This is a genomic window from Marixanthomonas sp. SCSIO 43207 (assembly GCF_019904255.1).
GTDB lineage: Bacteria > Bacteroidota > Bacteroidia > Flavobacteriales > Flavobacteriaceae > Marixanthomonas.
On sequence record NZ_CP063203.1, the window covers coordinates 315,454 to 335,155 of the forward strand.

At 34.9% G+C, this 19,702-nt stretch carries 16 protein-coding genes and 1 tRNA gene; 8 read left to right on the forward strand and 9 right to left on the reverse strand.

The features are described 5' to 3' along the window. Positions 1-8 precede the first annotated feature (8 nt). The 6 genes from proB to INR76_RS01525 all read left to right on the forward strand — a co-directional run bounded on the left by proB (position 9) and on the right by INR76_RS01525 (position 5,272). On the forward strand, positions 9-779 hold the full coding sequence (gene proB, locus INR76_RS01500; RefSeq protein ID WP_223108899.1) for a glutamate 5-kinase: 771 nt from the start codon (positions 9-11) through the stop codon (positions 777-779). Positions 780-814: 35 nt separating this feature from the next. After that, complete coding sequence (locus INR76_RS01505) at positions 815-2,014, forward strand: glutamate-5-semialdehyde dehydrogenase (RefSeq protein ID WP_223108900.1); 1,200 nt, start codon at positions 815-817, stop codon at positions 2,012-2,014. Positions 2,015-2,157: 143 nt separating this feature from the next. Continuing rightward, positions 2,158-3,021: an RNA polymerase sigma factor RpoD/SigA gene (locus tag INR76_RS01510; protein ID WP_223108902.1), complete on the forward strand. Its 864-nt coding sequence runs from the start codon at positions 2,158-2,160 to the stop codon at positions 3,019-3,021. 135 nt (positions 3,022-3,156) lie between these two features. Next, positions 3,157-3,555 carry a BLUF domain-containing protein gene (locus INR76_RS01515; RefSeq protein ID WP_223108904.1) on the forward strand — a complete coding sequence of 133 codons (399 nt, stop codon included), beginning with the start codon at positions 3,157-3,159 and terminating at the stop codon, positions 3,553-3,555. A 3-nt stretch (positions 3,556-3,558) separates the two neighbouring features. After that, the gene (gene rpe / locus INR76_RS01520; protein ID WP_223108905.1) at positions 3,559-4,221 is read left to right on the forward strand and encodes a ribulose-phosphate 3-epimerase; all 663 of its coding nucleotides are present in this window, start codon (positions 3,559-3,561) and stop codon (positions 4,219-4,221) included. 64 nt (positions 4,222-4,285) lie between these two features. After that, complete coding sequence (locus INR76_RS01525; protein WP_223108906.1) at positions 4,286-5,272, forward strand: YpdA family putative bacillithiol disulfide reductase; 987 nt, start codon at positions 4,286-4,288, stop codon at positions 5,270-5,272. Here INR76_RS01525 and INR76_RS01530 read toward each other — a convergent pair. Then, a complete protein-coding gene (locus INR76_RS01530) occupies positions 5,253-6,086 on the reverse strand; it encodes a zinc-dependent peptidase (RefSeq protein WP_223108907.1) in 834 nt (277 codons plus the stop codon). The genes INR76_RS01525 and INR76_RS01530 overlap by 20 nt on opposite strands. A 265-nt stretch (positions 6,087-6,351) precedes the next feature. Here INR76_RS01530 and INR76_RS01535 point away from each other — a divergent pair, with 265 nt between their 5' ends. Next, a complete protein-coding gene (locus INR76_RS01535) occupies positions 6,352-9,558 on the forward strand; it encodes a SusC/RagA family TonB-linked outer membrane protein (RefSeq protein WP_223108908.1) in 3,207 nt (1,068 codons plus the stop codon). Positions 9,559-9,564: 6 nt separating this feature from the next. Then, complete coding sequence (locus INR76_RS01540; protein ID WP_223108909.1) at positions 9,565-11,139, forward strand: SusD/RagB family nutrient-binding outer membrane lipoprotein; 1,575 nt, start codon at positions 9,565-9,567, stop codon at positions 11,137-11,139. Positions 11,140-11,276: 137 nt separating this feature from the next. Here INR76_RS01540 and INR76_RS01545 read toward each other — a convergent pair. The 8 genes from INR76_RS01545 to INR76_RS01580 form a co-directional block, all read right to left on the reverse strand. After that, a tRNA-Arg gene (locus INR76_RS01545) sits at positions 11,277-11,350 on the reverse strand. Positions 11,351-11,374: 24 nt separating this feature from the next. Further along, the gene (locus INR76_RS01550; RefSeq protein ID WP_223108910.1) at positions 11,375-11,824 is read right to left on the reverse strand and encodes a GatB/YqeY domain-containing protein; all 450 of its coding nucleotides are present in this window, start codon (positions 11,822-11,824) and stop codon (positions 11,375-11,377) included. Between the two features lie 112 nt (positions 11,825-11,936). Then, positions 11,937-13,976, reverse strand: coding sequence for a cell division protein FtsZ (gene ftsZ, locus INR76_RS01555; RefSeq protein WP_223108911.1), 2,040 nt, complete (start codon positions 13,974-13,976; stop codon positions 11,937-11,939). A 51-nt stretch (positions 13,977-14,027) separates the two neighbouring features. Continuing rightward, positions 14,028-15,368, reverse strand: a complete 1,341-nt coding sequence (ftsA, locus tag INR76_RS01560) for a cell division protein FtsA (protein WP_223108912.1) — start codon at positions 15,366-15,368, stop codon at positions 14,028-14,030. Positions 15,369-15,371: 3 nt separating this feature from the next. Further along, a complete protein-coding gene (locus INR76_RS01565; RefSeq protein WP_223108914.1) occupies positions 15,372-16,088 on the reverse strand; it encodes a cell division protein FtsQ/DivIB in 717 nt (238 codons plus the stop codon). Beyond that, positions 16,078-17,430: a UDP-N-acetylmuramate--L-alanine ligase gene (gene murC, locus INR76_RS01570; RefSeq protein WP_223108915.1), complete on the reverse strand. Its 1,353-nt coding sequence runs from the start codon at positions 17,428-17,430 to the stop codon at positions 16,078-16,080. Before murC ends, INR76_RS01565 begins: the two co-directional genes overlap by 11 nt. Next, on the reverse strand, positions 17,427-18,521 hold the full coding sequence (murG, locus tag INR76_RS01575; RefSeq protein WP_223108916.1) for an undecaprenyldiphospho-muramoylpentapeptide beta-N-acetylglucosaminyltransferase: 1,095 nt from the start codon (positions 18,519-18,521) through the stop codon (positions 17,427-17,429). Before murG ends, murC begins: the two co-directional genes overlap by 4 nt. Next, on the reverse strand, positions 18,508-19,701 hold the full coding sequence (locus tag INR76_RS01580; RefSeq protein ID WP_223108917.1) for an FtsW/RodA/SpoVE family cell cycle protein: 1,194 nt from the start codon (positions 19,699-19,701) through the stop codon (positions 18,508-18,510). Before INR76_RS01580 ends, murG begins: the two co-directional genes overlap by 14 nt. Position 19,702 lies beyond the last annotated feature (1 nt).

Here is a 19,702-nt window from a genome sequence, read left to right on the forward strand (position 1 = left end):
CTAAAGAGATGAGTAAAAAACGAGTGGTTATAAAAGTAGGAACCAACGTTATGACTAATAAAGACAATCGCATTGTAGGACCTATTCTTAATGAATTGGTACGACAAATTGCCGAATTGCATGAAAATAATATCGAGCCTGTTTTGGTTTCTTCAGGATCAGCAATTGCCGGGAAAGAAGTTTTGGGTGATTGCTCATTTGAGGATCCTTCAACAAGAAGACAAATATTTTCTGCAGTGGGGCAACCGCGTATGATGCGACACTATTACAGCCTTTTTCACGATTACGGAATGCGTTGTGCCCAAGTTTTGGCTACCAAGCGTGACTTTGCACCAGGTAAACATCGTGAGAATATGATAAACTGTTATGAAGGTTTAATGAAAGAAGGTGTAGTACCTATTGCAAATGAAGATGACGCCGTTTCGCTAAAAATGTCCATGTTTAGTGACAATGATGAGTTGGCAAGTCTTGTTGCAGAATTAATCCAAGCAGACGCTTTAATTTTATTGACAGATACCGATGGTTTGTATACAGGTCATCCGGACGATGATGATTCAGAAAAACTAAATGAAGTTCGTCATAATGAGAATGTTGAAAAATATGTTCAAAAAAACACAAAAGCTGAAGGCGAAGGACGTGGCGGTATGAAATCTAAACTTAAAATAGCAAAAGAAACTGCACGTAAAGAAATTCCAACTTTTATTGCCAATGGTAAACGTAAAAATGTAATTGTTGACCTCTTAGAAGGTAAAGATGTAGGAACTCGTTTCTACGCATAACAAAAACTAATTTATAAAAACTGAAAGAAAGAAATATGCAATTGATAGACACAAAAATTAAGAATAACGTTTTAGACAGTATGATTTCTATACTTGACAAACGTAGAGAAGATATTTTAGAAGCAAATAAAAAAGACCTTGACGCTTTTAGCAGAGATGATCAAGCGCTTTATGACCGCCTAGTGGTTAATGATGCTAAGGTTGACGGTATGATTAAAGCCATTTCTGAAGTAAAAGAACAAGATGATCCAGTAAATCGTGAAATATCTAGTATTACATTAGACAGCGGACTAGAAATAAATAACAAAACTGCTCCTTTTGGAACAATTATGATTATTTATGAATCACGCCCAGATGTAACTATAGAAGCTGCTGTACTTGCTTTTAAAGCCAATAACAAAATATTGCTAAAAGGCGGTAAAGAAGCTTACAATAGTAATAAGATACTAGTTGAGTGCTGGCACCAAGCATTGAAAGAAAATGATTTGAAAAAAGATTGGATTAAAATGCTTGAACTCAATAGAGAACAAACCCAAGAGTTTTTAAGAAATCCAGACGAGCCACTAGACTTAATTGTACCTAGAGGTGGAGAGCGGTTAATTCAGTTTGTAAAAGAGCACGCAAAATGTGCTGTATTAATAAGCGGTAGAGGAAATAATTTCTTATACGTTCATAAGGATGCAGACTGGAAAAAAACACTTGAAGTTATTATTAACGCAAAAACTGATAAGATTTCAGGTTGTAACGCACTTGACAAAGTATTGGTAGATAAAAATATTGCCAATTATGAAGACAAACTTAAAGAACTGAAACAAGTACTTAATGCTTCAAAAGTTGACGTGATAGTTGATGATGAAGTAAAAAAAGTATTAACAGATTCTGAAATCATTCTTGATAAAAAAGTATGGTTTGAAGAGTTTTTAGCATTAAAAATTGCTATTGGTGCTGTAAATGATTTAGACGAAGCAATCGAGATGATTAATCAATATAGTGGTGGTCACTCAAGCGCCATACTAACCGAAGATAAAAAAGCGGCTCAAAAGTTTATGGAACATATTGATAGCGCTGCTGTATATCACAACGCTTCAACCCGATTTACAGATGGTGGACAAATGGGCGTAGGTGCAGAGCTGGCAATTAGTACAGATAAGTTACATCACCGTGGACCATTAGGTTTAAAGCAGTTAGTTACCAATAAATATTATGTATTTGGTGATGGTCATGTGAGAGTATAATGACAATTGAATACCCAAACTAAAGCCTCCATTTTTTGGAGGCTTTTTTATTTTTTTTTAACTTTTCTGTAACATTTAAAACAGTCTTTACGTATAACTATATAGCAGGCAATAATCACTGCCTTAATCTATTTTAACACTACATGAGACAGTTAAAAATCACAAAACAGGTAACCAATAGAGAAACCGCCTCTTTGGATAAATACCTTCAGGAAATTGGAAAAGTTGACCTGATTACTGCGGAACAAGAAGTTGAATTGGCTCAACGCATAAAAGCTGGGGATCATTTAGCTTTAGAAAAACTTACAAAAGCCAATTTGCGCTTTGTAGTTTCAGTAGCAAAACAATATCAAAATCAAGGCTTAACCCTACCAGACCTTATTAATGAAGGTAATCTAGGGCTTATTAAAGCTGCCAAACGATTTGATGAAACACGTGGTTTTAAGTTTATTTCTTATGCCGTTTGGTGGATTAGACAATCAATTTTACAAGCTTTAGCCGAACAATCTCGAATAGTTAGGTTACCTTTGAACAAAATTGGTAGTATTAATAAAATTAATAAGACCTTTGCATTTTTAGAACAAGCCAACGAACGTCCACCTTCTGCTGAAGAAATAGCAAAAGAACTGGATATGACAATTACAGATGTAAAAGAGTCATTAAAAAATAGCGGTCGTCACGTATCAATGGACGCACCTTTAATTGATGGCGAAGATTCTAATTTGTATGACGTATTGCGAAGTGGAGAATCACCAAACCCAGATCGTTCCCTATTACACGAGTCTTTAAAGACTGAAATAGAACGATCTTTAGAAACGCTCACACCTCGTGAAGCAGATGTTATTAGATTGTATTTTGGTCTTGGCGATCAACAACCTATGACACTTGAAGAAATAGGCGAAACCTTTGATCTTACAAGAGAACGTGTTCGTCAAATAAAAGAAAAAGCAATAAGAAGGTTGAAACACACCTCAAGAAGTAAAATATTGAAAACCTATTTGGGTTAATTCTCAAATAACAGCAACAACAGTTAGTAAAATAACTGTTCGTTTTTTGATTGATGAATGACCTCCGGCTGATTACCGGAGGTTTTTTTGTAAGATTATCGTATTTTTGAAAAGAACAACCTTTAAACAATAACCATGACACATAGTATTTGTTATGTAAGTAGCGCTACAGATAATCTCAACGAAAATGAGATGGATCTACTTTTTAATACTGTATTACATAAAAATAAAGGATTAAATATTACCGGTATTTTACTTTATTACTACGGAAATTTTTTACAAGTTCTAGAAGGAGATGAAGAAGCTTTAAAATCTTTATTTGAAACTATAAAAAAAGATAAAAGGCATCAAAACCTTATTACTATTTATGACAAGAAAAATGATCATAGTATCTTTGATGAATATAAAACCGGCTTCAGTATCATAAAAACTGAAAATGACTTAAAAAACTTGAAAGCTTATTTAAAACTTTCAGAAGATAAAGAACCACTCTCTACAAGTGTACTAGGACTTTTAAAACCTTTTTTAATTTAAATTATGAGTAAAACAATTATAGCACCTTCTATTTTAGCAGCAGATTTTGCCAATCTTGAAAAAGACATAAAAATGGTAAATGATAGTAAAGCAGACTGGTTTCACCTTGATGTAATGGACGGTGTTTTTGTACCAAATATTTCATTTGGAATGCCTGTGATTGAAGCCATTTCAAAACACGCTAATAAAACATTGGATGTTCATTTAATGATAGTTCAACCAGAACGGTACATAAAAGATTTTGCAGGTATAGGTGCCAATATACTTACCGTGCATTATGAGGCATCTACCCATTTACACAGAACGATTCAAGCCATAAAAGCTGAAGGAATGCAAGCTGGCGTAGCACTTAACCCGCACACAAATGTTTCAGTTTTAAAAGATACCATACAAGATATTGACCTAGTGTGTATGATGAGCGTAAATCCAGGATTTGGCGGACAATCATTCATAGAAAACACCTATGAAAAGGTAAAAGAACTTAAACAAATAATTGCAGAAAAAGGAGCTTCGACAAAAATTGAAATTGACGGTGGAGTTACCAATAAAAATGCAAAACAGCTGGTTGAAGCCGGTGCAGATGTATTGGTTGCCGGAAGCTATGTATTTGGCTCAGAAAATCCTACATCCACAATAGAAAACCTATCTGAACTAGTAAAAAAATAGCTTCTCTGGTTACGAGAAAGAAAATAGACCTCTATTTCATATCTTTGCAATAAAAAACAACGCTTTGAATATTGAAAAAGAAGTACTTATAATTGGCGCCGGGCCAATTGGACTTGCCTGTGCTCTTGAGTGCAAGAAAAAAAACCTTGATTACATTGTAATAGAAAAAGGAGCCTTAACCAACTCGCTATATAACTACCCTTTGAATATGCGTTTTTTTTCAACTTCAGAAAAGCTGGAAATTGACGGAATCCCCTTTATAAGCAACAACCCAAAACCTACACGAGACGAAGCGCTAGAATATTATCGCAGAGTCGCTACATCAAATAAGTTGCAAATTAATTTATATGAAGCAATACAAAAAGTAGACAAAAAAGGGGACGGTACTTTTTTAGTAACTTCAGAAAAAAACACCTACAAAACCAAAAACATTGTTGTTAGCACCGGTTTTTACGACATCCCAAACTTAATGCATGTGCCTGGAGAAAATTTATCAAAAGTGTCACACTATTACAAAGAAGCACATCCTTACGTTATGCAAAAAACAATTGTTGTAGGCGCCAGTAACTCTTCGGTTGACGCTGCTTTGGAAATTTGGCGAAAAGGAGGTGATGTCACAATGGTGGTAAGAGGCTCAAGTATTGGAGAACGTGTAAAATATTGGGTAAAACCCGATATTGAAAACCGAATTAAAGAAGGAAGCATTAAAGCTTTTTTTAATTCAGAAATTGAAGAAATAAAAGAGACCGAAGTTGTCATCAAAACACCGAAAGGAATCAAAACAATAGAAAATGATTTTGTAGTAGCACTTACCGGTTACCAACCTAATTTTACCTTTCTTGAATCTTTAGGTATTGAACTTTCAAATGATGGAAAGTTTTTTCCGCAGTATGACCCAAAAACAATGGAAACTAATGTGTCAAATCTATATTTAGCAGGTGTTATTTGTGGCGGAATGGAAACTCACAAGTGGTTTATTGAAAATTCGCGCATTCATTCAAAGATTATAGCCGAAGCTATTTCAAACAAAATTAATAATCTGCAAAAGTAAAATTAAGCAACTGTTTTTTGTGTTGATATATTTCAGGAAAAAGAGCGTTAAACTCTACAGGCGACTCAATGAAGTACTCAACCAGAACTGCCATAAACTCATATTGATTGGTAAAGGCATACTTTCTGAAATATTCTGTAGAATTGACCAATGCTTTCACATCATCATTGGTCAAGCATTTTAAGATATTTTGAAACTGTTTTTGAAACCGGATAGAATCTACATCTTTACCTTGCATTGATTCTAGTTGCATAGCATGCATACACTCGTGAATACCAAGATTTATATTATCATCTGTGATTTTATATCCTTTTTCAAAATCTTTCCAAGACAATACTAGAGCTTTTTCCTTTGGGTTGAATTCTCCTTTGTGGTAATTTTCGTTTGCTGCACTATAAAATTCACTTGGATAAACAAGTATATACTCAATTAGGTTATACCTGTAGTTTTTTCTTCCAAAACTCAACATACATGCTGTAGCTGCAATAAGAACCTTTACTTTATCTGTAATTTCAAAATTTTGTCTACCTACAAACTGCTTTTCTGATATAAACTTGGCAACTCGATGTTGAAATTGTCGTTTTTCTTTATCAGAGAGCTTTGAATAAAAGAAAAAGTGCGAATTAAGAAAGGAAAGCTGAGTATTTGTTAGCTTTTTATAAATGAGTAAATTTCTATATAACGGTTTATTATAATAAGCAGCATACCAGTTTTCAAAAATTCTAAAAAGAAAAAATGTAAACCCCAAAAAAACAATGAAGTAGCCATAAGGAGCCAACCATTGAAGTGTATCATTATTTTGGGAATTTAACATATTAAAAACATGAAACGATAAATTATAAAAATTAGTATTTTATAAAATTTAAACTAGTTTAATCTAGTAATTTAAAAAGTTTTAGGTTAAAATATTACGAAGTGCCTATTAAACTTGCACCTATAGCGGATTTTCACTATTTAAACGTTTGATTGCTAATAAAATAAAAAAATGTTAAAGCATTGGTAAAAAATTTAACGTTTATATGATGCTAAAAGCAAGATATTTGAATAGTTTTGTAACAAGCTTAACAAAAAATACATATATGAGACAAAAATTTAAAATTCTGTTAACGTTACTGTCTTTCGTAATGGTGCAAGCTGTTTTTGCACAAGCAAAAGAAATTACGGGATCAGTACAAGATGCGTCTGGAGTTCCTTTACTAGGAGTAAACATTTTAGTTAAAGGATCCTCAACAGGGACGCAAACCGATTTCGATGGTAACTATGCAATCGAGGCATCGGCCGGTGAAACCTTAGTATTTAGTTACGTAGGTTATACACCTAAAGAAGTAGTTGTGGGGCAAAGCAACACAATTGATGTTGTCCTTGAGCAAGGTGAGGCTCTTGAGACCGTAGTAGTAACTGCACTTGGTATTTCAAGAGAGAAAAAATCTCTTGGTTATTCAACTCAGCAGGTAAATACTGACGACCTTAACGTTACAAGACCTAGTAATGCAATTAACTCATTATCTGGTAAGGTAGCAGGTGTACAAATCACTAATCCAACTGGTAACTTAGGAGGTTCTTCTAGAATTATCCTTAGGGGTATTGGTTCTGTAACAGGGCAAAACAAGCCTTTAATCGTTGTTGATGGTATTCCATTAGATAACTCAAACTATAACTCAACTTCTGCTCAAGTTGGTAGCGGTGGTCGTGATTATGGTGATGCTGGTTTTGATATTAACCCAGATGATGTAGAAAGCGTAAACGTTCTTAAAGGTGGTGCAGCAGCAGCACTTTATGGATCTCGTGCATCAAATGGTGTTATCTTAATTACTACAAAATCAGGTAAAGAAGGTAAAGGTCAAGTTACAATAAACTCTGGTGTTACTTTTGAAACTGTTAATATTCTTCCACAAGTTCAGAAACTATATGGTGGTGGTGCTGGAGACCCAAATACTATTGAGCAATCAACTTTTGATACTGCTGTTATTAACGGTACTACGTATAACATCGTTGATTATGCTACGGATGAATCTTGGGGTCCAAGATATAACGGTCAGCAAGTATTACACTGGGACGCTTTTGACCCAGAATTTCCAGAGGATTATTTAAATCCAAGAGAATGGAAATACCCTAAAAATGATAGAGAAGACTTCTTTAACACAGGAGTATCTTTTAACAATGGTATTTCATTTACACAAGGAAACGAAAAATCAAACATGCGTCTTTCTATTAACAATACAAAGACACAAGGTATCGTACCTAACACTGAGTTAAATAAAAACACTGTTAACTTTAACGGTGAAACTCAAATTACTGATCGTATTAAAGTTGATGCTGGTGTAAACCTTACAGTAACTGACGGTTTTAACAGACCTGAGTCTGGTTATGGTGATAATAGTGTTATTCTTCAGTTATTCCAATTTGGTCAAACGCAATTAGATTTTGACAGATTAAAAAAGTTTCAATTACCTGACGGAACACAAAGAACTTGGAACCGTCAAGCTTTTGATACTCCTGAAGCTAGATATACAGACAACCCATACTGGATTTTAAATAAAAACCTTGCAAAGGATAAAAGAACTCGTTGGTATGGTAATGTAGGTTTGCAATATGATTTCAGTGATAAAGTATATGCAGTAGGTAAAATTTATGCCGATACTTATAACTTAAGAATTAGTGAAGATATCGCAATGAGTGATATTTCTACACAAGTTTCTCAACACAATGAGTCTGACAGAAATTTCCAAGAAATAAACTATGAAGCACGTCTTCACTATGATGACAAGTATTTTGATGATAAGTTAAGTCTTAATGCATTTGTTGGTACAAACCGAAGAGAAGGAGAGTTCCACAGACTTAGTGGTTTCACAAATGGAGGTTTAGTAGTACCAGGAATTTACAACTTAAGTAACTCTGTTGATGACGCAACAGTTACAGAGTATGATTCTAGAACAAGAATAAACAGTGTGTTTGGTTCTGCATCTTTTGGTTATGATAATTTTGCTTATGTAACTGTTACAGGTAGAAATGACTGGTCTTCAACTTTACCAGCTAGCAACAATTCATTCTTCTACCCTTCTATTAATGGTAGTGTTGTATTTTCACAATTAATTGATGCCTCTTGGTTATCTTTTGGTAAAATACGTGGTGGTTATGCTGAAGTTGGTAGTGATACAGGACCATATAACTTACGTAATACATTTAACCCACAAACAAGTTTCTTAGGAACTATCCGTTTTGACACTCCAGATACTAATGCTAGTAATACATTACGTCCAGAGCTTAAGGAAACATGGGAAGTTGGTTTAGAAATGGGCTTCTTTGATAACCGTTTTAGTTTTGACGTAACATATTATAACGAATTAACAAATGACCTTATTACTCCAGTTCAAGTAGATCCATCAACTGGGTACACTTCTACTTTTGTTAATGCAGGTCAATTAGAAAACAAAGGTATTGAAGCTTTAGTAAATATATCTCCAATTAGAACCGATGATTTCTCTTGGGATATCACTTGGAACTTTGCTAAAAACGAAAATGAATTAGTTAGTCTTTTCCAAGACGTAGAGTCATTAGTATTAGCAAACTACACATTTAACGGTGTAACTTTAAATGCAGTAGTTGGAGAGCCTTACGGTGTAATTAGAGGTACTAACTACGTTTATGATAACGAAGGAAACAAAGTTATCAACGCAGACGGTACTTACGCTGAAACTCAAAATGTTGAAAATTTAGGAAGTATTCTTCCAGATTACAACATGGGTATTAGAAACAGCTTTACATATAAAGGTATCAACTTAGGATTCCTTATTGACATTCAAAAAGGTGGTAAATACAGATCACTTACAAACATTTGGGGTCATTACTCTGGTATCTTAGAGTCTACAGTAGCGAACAACATTCGTGAAGAAGGACTTGTATTAGATGGGGTTACAGGAACAGTAACTTATGATGATGAAGGAAACTATACTGTAACTGACACAGCTCCAAATACAACTCGTATTTCAGCTCAACGTTGGGGTCAAGGTTTCTTCACAGGAAACGATGCTCAAAACGTATTTGATGCAGATTACGTAAAATTACGTGAAGTATCTATTGGTTATACATTCCCTTCAAAGTGGTTTGATCAATTAGACTCTGTTAGAATTAGTGCATTTGGTAGAAACCTAGCGGTTTGGGGATTAGACAATGAAAACTTTGATCCTGAAGTAGCTAGTACTGGTAGTGGAAACATCCAGGGAGCAGAAGGTGGTTCATTGCCATCAACAAGATCAATTGGATTTAATGTAGAATTAAAATTTTAAGAAAATATGAAAAAGATATTAATTGCAACAATGTTCTTCGCAATCTCCTCTGCATTTATTTCGTGTAGTGAAGATATTGAAGACTATAACAAGAACCCTAACGCACCGGAAGTTGTACCAACAAATACAGTTTTCAACAGAGCTACAAAACTATATACAGATGTAATGCGTAGTTCATTCAACAGCGGTAGATTAACATTAAACTGGGTTGAATATTGGGGGCAAACTGCCTACGCAGATGAAGATCGCTATTTATTTAGAGAAACATCTGTAGAGAGCATTTACTCAAACCTTTATTTAGCTGCTAATGAGTTTAAAACTATTATTGATATAAACGCAGACCCAGATACTGCAGGAGAAGCTTCTGCAGTTGGTGCTAACGCAAATCAAATTGCAGCATCAAGAATTATGCTGGCGTATCTTTTCCATAAACTAACTGATAGTTTTGGAGATGTGCCTTATTACTCATATGGTAGTGATGACCCAGAATTCCAAGCTCTTAATGTGGACGAATTCCAATCACCTGTTTTTGCAACTCAAGAAAAGATTTACGCAGATTTATTAAAAGAATTGAGAGAAGCAGCAGATATGATTGTTTTATCTGAACCTGTATTTATCAGTGGAGATAATATTTTTGATGGTGATGCATCAAAGTGGAAAAAGTTTGCAAACTCTTTAATTTTAAGAGTAGCTACAAGAGTTAAATCTACAAATGCTGGATTAGCTAATAGCGCAATTTCTGCAGCTATAAACGATGGTGTAATGACATCAAATGCTGATAATGCCGCACAAGCTTATGGAGAGACAGATCTTGAATCATCTCCTTGGTGGTCAGCCTTTATTAGTAGAACAGATTTTGCTGTAGCGCACCCGTTTGTAAACCTATTAAAAGGTGAAACAGGTAATTTTGGTCCAGACCCAAGATTATTTAAAATGGCAGCTCCAAAAACTGTTACAATATCTCAAATTAAGGCAGATGATTATGAAGAAAGCACAAATTATGATGACTACGAAGGTGTACCTTACGCTTTTGAATCATTAAATCAACTTGGTGCTGCTACATTTTCATATCCAAGTAGCAATGTATTAAAGCCAGATTACAGTGAAGTTTTAATGGAATATGCTGAAGTTGCTTTCTTACTTTCAGAAAATAACAACTTTAGTCAAGCTGAATATGAAAATGGTGTAAGAGCTTCTATGGAAAAATGGGGTGTTGCAAGTGCAGACGTTGATGCCTTTGTTGCTAATTTACCAGCAGCAAACCGTGCCAATGTTTTAAACCAAAAGTATGTTGCACTTTATATGCAATCACACGAAGCATTTGCTGAGTACAGAAGAACTGGATTCCCTGATGTATTATTCTTGCCAGGTGAAACGTATACATTACCAACTGAACAAGCTGATGATGCTAATGTAACATCATATACTTTCCAACCTGCAGTTAATGCAACAGATCTTCCTTACAGATTAACGTATCCTGTAAGTATCCAAACTTTAAATGGTGCTAATAGACAGCAAGCTGTTTCTGGATTAAGTAATGGTGATACCATTTTAAGTAAGTTATTCTGGGATAACAACTAATTATAACGTCTATCTATTAATAGATAGTAACAACATAATTGTAAAAGAGCCACTTTGTTAAGTGGCTCTTTTTTTTATACTATCCTAATTAAAAAAAAATCACAATCAAATATTTGATTGTGATTTTTTTTAAATAGTGACCGCGGAAGGATTCGAACCCTCAACCCTCAGAGCCGAAATCTGATATTCTATCCAGTTGAACTACGCGGCCTACAAATTAAAGTCAAAAAATAATCTAAGCCAATCGCTGTTTAACTATACTTGAAATAGTCTTACCATCTGCTTGACCAGCAAGTTCTTTATTTGCCATTCCCATAACTTTACCCATATCTTTCATAGAGTTTGCACCGGTTTTTTCAATAATAGAATCAACGACCTTAGCTATCTCTTCTTCGCTTAATTGTTCTGGTAAAAACTGTTCTATAATAGCTGCTTGTTTAAGTTCAGGTTCAGCTAGATCTTCCCTACCCTGTTCTTGATAAATAGCTGCGCTATCTTTTCTTTGCTTAACTTGTTTTTGAACAAGTTTTATTTCTTCTTCTTCAGTCAAATCTTTTTTAGCACCACTTTCAGTCTGGGCTACTAAGATTGCAGATTTAACAGATCGCAAAGCTTCTAATGCATTTGCGTCTTTTTCTTTCATGGCTACCTTCATAGCCTCCATAACTTGCTTTTGTAAGCTCATTTTAATGTGTTTTTATAACAGTATGCGAAGATAGCTAATATGTTTTTATTACTAAAGAAAAAAACCTATAAGCGATGCTTATAGGTTTTGTAAATGAAGAAAAAATATTTCTTTAATCTACATTATCATGTAAAAATGAGTTATTACTTCTTAGCTCAATATCATCATCATCACCACTTACCGAAGTTCTTGATATAGAATTATCTGTATCTTTTTCAGATAAATCAATACCCATACGCTTGTAAGCAGGTTGATTTTCTATATCTTCAATACGAGAAGAGTTATTTCTGAATTTATAGTTAAAATCTTTCATTTTTCTTTTACGCTCCTCTGTTCGTTCTTTAAGGAGTTTTGAAATTGGCGAATTTAACGGGTCAACCTGCTCTGAATCATCTTGACTTTCATTTTCCTTTTGAGGTGTTACCGTTTTCTTTTCAAATTGTAATTCTTCTTCGGCAGCCTTTTCGTTTTTGGCGTTGGGCTTTGCTTGTGTTAATTCGTCTTCTTTTTCTTGATAATCATCAAGACTGTAACGCTTTATGCCTTTGTTTGAAAACTCGGTAACAGGAATTACTTCTACGTGTTCATTTACCTCTATATCTTCTACATCTGAAGTTAAAGTTTCTTGTTCGTCTTCAGACAATTGAAATCTTTTAGGCGTTTCTTGAGACGGCTTTACAGGGAGATCAAACATCAACATTTGCTCATCACTTTCTGATGCTGTATGTTTTCTCTTAGAGCTTTCTGAAACTGATTGTGGTTGTTCTTTCTTTTCTTCCTTAGGTTCAACAATTACAAAATCATTTACATCCATTTCATTAATAACAAGTTGTTCAAACTCTGCAATGTGATGAATATCAATTTCTTCATAAGAAACATCAATGTTTTTTATCAATTCTGAAGTTTCAACATAGCCCTCAAAAGGAATGTTTGAATCTGAATTGGTTTTCTTTACTTCAGAAATAGGAGGCATTTTTTCCTCAACCTCTTCTTCTTCAAATAAAGTATGCTTGATGATTGGTTTTTCTTCTCTTATAGGTTCTTTCTGCTTAGGTAATTCTACCGGTGTCGCTCCGCGTTTAACGGATAAGTCTTGTTCGGCTTTTTGTTCTTCCTCAAGGGTATGAATGATTTTTTTTGTTTCAGTATTTACAATATCGTCTTGTTGTTCTGCATTAAAACCAGTTGCAATTACTGTAATGCCAATGGCTCCTTGTAATTCTGAATCTTCACCAACACCCATAATTATGTTTGCGCTATGCCCAGCTTCATCTTGAATATGGTCATTAATTTCGCCTATTTCATCAATGGTAATTTCTTCGGTTCCTGAAACGATAAGCAACAATACGTTTTTGGCTCCTTTAATTTTATTATCATTTAATAATGGTGAATCTAATGCTTTTCCTATGGCCTCACTTGCACGGTTTGCTCCGCTTGCACTTGCACTACCCATAATTGCTGTACCGCTATTTGCCAATACTGTTTTTGCATCTCGCAAGTCAATATTTTGTGTGTAGTGGTGTGTAATTACTTCGGCTATACCACGAGCAGCGGTGGCAAGTACTTCATCTGCTTTTGAGAAACCGGCTTTAAAACCAAGGTTTCCATAAACTTCACGTAGTTTATTGTTGTTAATTACAATGAGTGAGTCACAATTTTGACGTAATTTTTCTACACCTATTTGTGCTTGCTCGTTACGTGTTTTACCCTCAAACTGAAATGGAATGGTTACAATACCTACTGTCAAAATATCAAGCTCTTTGGCCATTTTGGCAATAATAGGGGCCGCTCCTGTACCTGTACCACCGCCCATACCAGCTGTAATAAATATCATTTTGGTATTTGTGGTAAGCATAGACTTGATTTCTTCCATACTCTCCATAGCAGATTGTTCGCCAATTTGCGGATTGGCTCCCGCTCCTAGTCCTTCAGTTAAGGAAACACCTAACTGAATTTTAATAGGAACTGAGCTATTTTCTAAAGCTTGTGCATCTGTATTACATATCACAAAATCTACCCCTTTTATCCCTTGGTTAAACATGTGATTGATGGCATTGCTTCCACCGCCTCCAACGCCAATTACCTTTATGACGTTTGATTGGTTTTTTGGCAAATCAAACGAAATGTTATCAAAATCTGTGTTGCTACTCATATCCATTATTTTTGTGAGGTTGTCTTCTTCTTTCTTTTCTTTTTTAATTTTTTATTCTGCGTTGTCTAAGAATTCTTTAAACTTTTCAGCCCATTTGTCAAGAAATCGTTTACGTTCTTTTGGTGGCTCTTTAGTTTCTTCCTTAGACTCTTCACTGGTTGTAGTTTCTTCTTCAGTTGGTTCAATTGAAGGCTCTACTTCATTTTGTTGTTTTTTTTGTTGCGCTTTTTCTTGGTTATTAAGACTACTTAGCACCAATCCTACAGCGGTTGCATACGTTGGGCTGGTAGTTTCATCATCGCTTCCTCCAGCCAAATGCTCATTAGGATAGCCTATACGGGTATCCATACCGGTAATGTATTCTACAAGCTGTTTTAAGTGTTTGAGTTGTGCTCCTCCTCCTGTTAAAACAATCCCGGCAATTAACTTTTTCTTTTGCTCTTCGTGACCATAATTTTTTATTTCTAAATACACTTGTTCAATAATTTCAACTACACGAGCGTGAATGATTTTTGAAAGGTTTTTAAGTGTTATTTCTTTTGGTTCACGACCGCGTAGTCCAGGGATTGAAACAATCTCATTGTCTTTGTTTTCTCCAGGCCAAGCAGATCCAAATTTTATTTTTAAAAGTTCGGCTTGTTTTTCAATTATTGAACAGCCTTCTTTTATGTCTTCAGTTATAACATTTCCGCCGAAAGGAATTACAGCTGTGTGGCGAATGATTCCATCTTTAAAAATGGCTAAATCTGTTGTACCACCACCTATATCAATCAAAGCTACGCCGGCTTCTTTTTCTTCTCTACTTAAAACAGCATTTGCCGAAGCCAATGGTTCTAAAGTTATTGCTGAAAGGTTTAAACCAGCACTTTTTATACACCTGCCAACATTTCGTATGGAAGATACTTGACCTACCACAACGTGAAAATTAGCCTCAAGACGGCCTCCATACATTCCTATAGGTTCTTTTATTTCGGCTTGACCATCTACTTTAAAGTCTTGCGGAAGTACGTGTATAATTTCTTCTCCCGGAAGCATTACAAGTTTATGTACTTGATTGCATAAGCGCTCAATATCTGCCTCGTCAATTACCTCATCGCTGTCACTTCGTGTTATATAATCGCTGTGTTGTAAACTGCGAATATGCTGCCCAGCGATACCTACCATGACGTTGTCAATCTTCATTCCTGAAGAAGTTTCGGCATCTTGTACGGCTTGTTGTATAGATTGAATAGTCTGTGTTATATTATTTACTACACCTCTATGCACACCAAGACTTTTAGATCTTCCAATGCCTAAAATTTCCATTTTACCGTATTCATTTTTACGGCCAATCATGGCTACGATTTTTGTGGTTCCTATATCTAATCCTACAGCTATGTTATCGTTTTCCATCGCTTATATTTTTGTTGCTACTACTTGATCTCCAAATTGTAAGTTGATCATTTTATAGCTTGAAAGCTTATTATCTTGTTTTGTTTTTTTATAAAACGCCTTAAAGTTTTGAAACTTATTGGCTATGGCAACGGGTTTTCCAAAAAGTATTTTAAAATTGTGTTTTCTAAGTCGTAATACTATTTTCCCGTTTTTATCTACCTCTAGACTTACCACACTGCTTTTCATAAATGAATCTTCCTCTATTGAAACTAACAACGGTGTTAATTGAGCAAAATTACTTTTTGTAACTCCAGTAATTAATGGTACCCTAGCACTATAAACTGATGAAAGAGGCATTTGCTTACCATCACTATCAATATAATAATCTGGAGATGCCGCTACTCTACCCAACGGCTTACGCTGTGTAATCTTAGCTCCTAGCTCTCCTTTGAGGGTTATAAACACCTCTGCATCACGTATCATGTCGTTTTTAAGCAAACGAGACTCCACCTCTTTCAAAGCTAACTCATCTTTGCGGATGCTCGTAACGCTGTCGTAATTTTGTATCAACAATTTATTAACCGTATTACGAGTAATAAAAGGGCTTCCCTCATCTAAGAATTCAATTTGTGTTTTTGTTAAATTTCGAGCATTATTTCGTTGTTTGGTAAAGCTGAATAAAAACACAACCAGACCAAATAAAAGAATATATTTTATGTATATACTATTATGCTTCATCTTGCAAATACTCTTTTACTTTATTTACCTCAACACCAATATCACCAGCGCCTGCCATAATCTTTATTTTACATTTTGATTGTTTTACAACAGTAGGTAATTCATCTTTTGTAACTAATCTTTTTCTGCTTGACTTTACTTTTTCCAGCAACCATTTTGAAGTTATTCCTTGTAGTGGTTCTTCGCGTGCAGGATAAATATCTAGTAATACTATTTCGTCAAATTGTGATAAACTTTCAGCAAATTCTGTAGCAAAATCTTTTGTTCGACTAAAAAGATGGGGCTGAAAAACAATCAATTTCTCTTCCTGAGGATACATTTCGGTTACAGCTTGATGCAAAGCGTTTAATTCTGTTGGGTGATGCGCATAATCATCAATCAATACTAGATCTTGGGTTTTAATTCTATATGAAAATCTTCTGTGCACACCTTTAAAGCTTTGTAACGCTTCGGGTAAGCGATAGGTTGGGGAGCCTGCTAAAATCGCCATACCCAAAGCAGTTACAGCATTATGTAGGTTATGTTTGCCGGGCAAAAAAAAGTGTAAATTTTCAATAGTTCTAGTAGGTGTTTTTAGGTCAAAAACATAAGCGCCATCTTCAATTTTAACATTCTGTGCTTCATAATCTGCTTTTTCTTCAATTGCAACTGTTCTTCCTTCAAGTGTCAATCCTTTTTTATACAGAAGGTGTTCTTTATTTTCAATTAATTGAGAGAAATCTTTAAATGTATTTTCAAATTCTGAGGCCTCGCCATAAATATCTAAATGATCTGCGTCCATTGAAGTGATACAAGCTATATCGGGTCTTAACTGCATAAAAGAGCGGTCAAACTCATCTGCTTCTACTACCGTTATCATTGTCCCGTTTGATATAAAGTTTGATTTATAGTTCTCTGCTATTCCGCCTAGAAAAGCAGTTACTGCCATTCCGGTTTCTGCCAAAAGATGACCTAGAATAGCCGAAGTTGTAGTTTTACCGTGTGTCCCGGCTACTGCCAAGCAAAAAGTGTCTTTTGTAATTTCACCTAGTAAGGCAGCTCTTTTTACAATGGTATAATTTTGGTCTTTAACGTATGAAAGTATTGCGTTAGCCTTAACCGCAGGCGTATATACAATCAACGTATTTTCTTTGTCAGAGCTATTTTCTTTAAAACTTTCAACGGAAACTTCAAATGAAATAGAAATGTCTTCAGAAATGAGCGTGTCGGTAATATCACTTTCTGTTCTATCATATCCTGAAACATCATACCCTTTTAGCTTACAGTAACGAGCCAATGCACTCATACCGATGCCACCTATACCTATAAAATAAAGGGTTTGTATGTTGTCTAAATATTTCATCTATTTGATACTAATTTTTCTATTTCTGTCACTATATCTTTTGTGGCATTAGGTTTGGCCATTTTTTTTATGTTTTCTGAAAGTTGATGCTGCTTTTCTTCTGAAGTAAGCAAACTTAAAAACGTAGTTTCAAATGTTTCATTTAGTTCATTTTCTTTCAATAAAATAGCTGCATTGTTTTCTGAAACAGCTTTAGCGTTTTTGGTTTGATGATCTTCTGCAACATTAGGCGAAGGAATAAATATCACCGGTTTTCCTACCAGACACAATTCTGAAACCGATAGCGCTCCCGCTCTTGAAATAATAATATCTGCAGCTGCATAAGCTAAATCCATTCTATTTAAAAAAGCGTGCACTTTAATCGTTTTTGACGTTTTATCTTTGTAAAATTCTTCATAAAAACTTCCGCATTGCCAGATTACTTGTACATTGTTTTCAGTAAAGAATGCTTGTGAAGCATCTATTAATTCATTTATTTTTCTTGCGCCAAGGCTTCCTCCCAAAACCAACAAGGTTTTCTTAGAAGGGTCAAGTTCAAAAAAGGATTGCGCTTCGTTTCTTTTTTGTGAAATATCTAGCAAGTCTTGCCTAACCGGATTTCCGGTAAAAACAATTTTATTTGAAGGAAAAAATGCTTCCATCCCATCGTAGGCTACACAAATGGTTTTCACCTTACCACTCAACCATTTATTGGTAATACCGGCGTGACTGTTTTGCTCTTGAATTAAACAAGGAATTCCTTTTTGAGAAGCTATTTTCAATAACGGTGCGCTTGCATATCCTCCTGTACCAATTGCTACCGTGGGTTTGAACTTATTTAGTATTTGTTTTGACTTGAATAAACTTGAAAGTAACTTAAACGGAAACATCAAGTTTTTTAAACTTAATTTTCGTTGCAATCCTGAAATCCATAATCCTTTAATTTTATAACCAGCTTGTGGTACTTTATCCATTTCCATACGGTCGTTTGCACCCACAAATAAGAATTCTGCATCGGGATATCGTTGCCGAAGTTCATCTGCAATAGCTATTGCCGGATAGATATGACCACCGGTTCCACCGCCTGATATGATAAATTTATATGGTTTCACTTAGTACGTCTAAAGGGTTTTCTTCTTGCTCTTCCTTTTCTTTATTAATTTGTCTATTTGCGCTTACACTTAATACCATTCCTACAGCCAAACAAGTCATCCAGATTGAAGTTCCTCCACTACTTATTAACGGTAAAGTTTGTCCTGTAACAGGAAATAATTCAACAGCAACTGCCATGTTTATAAAGGCCTGAAATACAATTGGCAAACCAACACCTATTACCAATAATTTTCCGAAAATTGATGTTGATTTATAGGCTACAATTACCAGTCTAAAAAGTAGAAATAGATATAGGAATAGTAAAAACAAAGCGCCAACCAGTCCAAATTCTTCTACAATAATTGCATAGATAAAATCTGAGGATGATTGTGGTAAAAAGTTTTTCTGAACACTTTTTCCGGGACCTAATCCTGTAATTCCTCCTGAAGCAATAGCAATTTTTGCTTTTTCAATTTGATAATCTGCTTCGGTATCTTCACCATCAACAAAATTATCTATCCTGCTTATCCACGTATCTACTCGATTAGGAAACACTCCAGGAAATGCTTTTGCTGTCAAAATAAAGAGTGTTAAGCACAAAAGACCGGCTCCTAGAATGATAGTAAGATATTTCAAAGGATAACCTCCTACAAATACCAACATAACTACCATTGCAAAAATGATAGCCGTAGTTGAAAAGTTTGCCGGAAGTATTAATGCCAGCACAACAAAAACAGGCACCCACAGCGGAAGCAAGGTTTCTTTAAAAGTAACCGATGTATCTTTTATTTTTGATAAATATCGTGCTACATATGTAAGTAATACTACTGCTGCCAATGTAGAGGTCTGGAAAGTCACGCCTACAAACGGCACCCTAATCCAGCGACTAGCATTTGCCCCATCAATGGTTGTTCCTTGCCCCAAGGTTAATAATAACAATACAATTACAAGCGGTAAAGCAATAATTGACAACCCTCTAAAATAATGATAAGGTATTTTATGAATACCATACAAAATGGCAAATCCTAATAATAGATGCGCAAGATGTTTCAGTAAATAAGGTAAGGTATTTCCATCACCGTATAAATACGCCAAATTACTACTGGCGCTGTAAACCGGTAAAAACGAAAATACAGCCAATAGTGCCACTATGGCCCATATAACCCGATCTCCTTTTATGTGATGAAAAATCTCTCGCATT

Excerpts from the sequence above, each read along its gene's own strand:
- INR76_RS01565 (WP_223108914.1), bottom strand. The coding sequence starts at position 16,088 with ATGAAGCATAATAGTATATACATAAAATATATTCTTTTATTTGGTCTG.
- INR76_RS01505 (WP_223108900.1), top strand. The coding sequence starts at position 815 with ATGCAATTGATAGACACAAAAATTAAGAATAACGTTTTAGACAGTATG.
- INR76_RS01540 (WP_223108909.1), top strand. The coding sequence starts at position 9,565 with ATGAAAAAGATATTAATTGCAACAATGTTCTTCGCAATCTCCTCTGCA.
- ftsA (WP_223108912.1), bottom strand. The coding sequence starts at position 15,368 with ATGGAAAACGATAACATAGCTGTAGGATTAGATATAGGAACCACAAAA.
- INR76_RS01510 (WP_223108902.1), top strand. The coding sequence starts at position 2,158 with ATGAGACAGTTAAAAATCACAAAACAGGTAACCAATAGAGAAACCGCC.
- proB (WP_223108899.1), top strand. The coding sequence starts at position 9 with ATGAGTAAAAAACGAGTGGTTATAAAAGTAGGAACCAACGTTATGACT.
- INR76_RS01580 (WP_223108917.1), bottom strand. The coding sequence starts at position 19,701 with ATGCGAGAGATTTTTCATCACATAAAAGGAGATCGGGTTATATGGGCC.
- ftsZ (WP_223108911.1), bottom strand. The coding sequence starts at position 13,976 with ATGAGTAGCAACACAGATTTTGATAACATTTCGTTTGATTTGCCAAAA.
- INR76_RS01530 (WP_223108907.1), bottom strand. The coding sequence starts at position 6,086 with ATGTTAAATTCCCAAAATAATGATACACTTCAATGGTTGGCTCCTTAT.
- murC (WP_223108915.1), bottom strand. The coding sequence starts at position 17,430 with ATGAAATATTTAGACAACATACAAACCCTTTATTTTATAGGTATAGGT.
- INR76_RS01535 (WP_223108908.1), top strand. The coding sequence starts at position 6,352 with ATGAGACAAAAATTTAAAATTCTGTTAACGTTACTGTCTTTCGTAATG.
- INR76_RS01550 (WP_223108910.1), bottom strand. The coding sequence starts at position 11,824 with ATGAGCTTACAAAAGCAAGTTATGGAGGCTATGAAGGTAGCCATGAAA.
- INR76_RS01515 (WP_223108904.1), top strand. The coding sequence starts at position 3,157 with ATGACACATAGTATTTGTTATGTAAGTAGCGCTACAGATAATCTCAAC.
- rpe (WP_223108905.1), top strand. The coding sequence starts at position 3,559 with ATGAGTAAAACAATTATAGCACCTTCTATTTTAGCAGCAGATTTTGCC.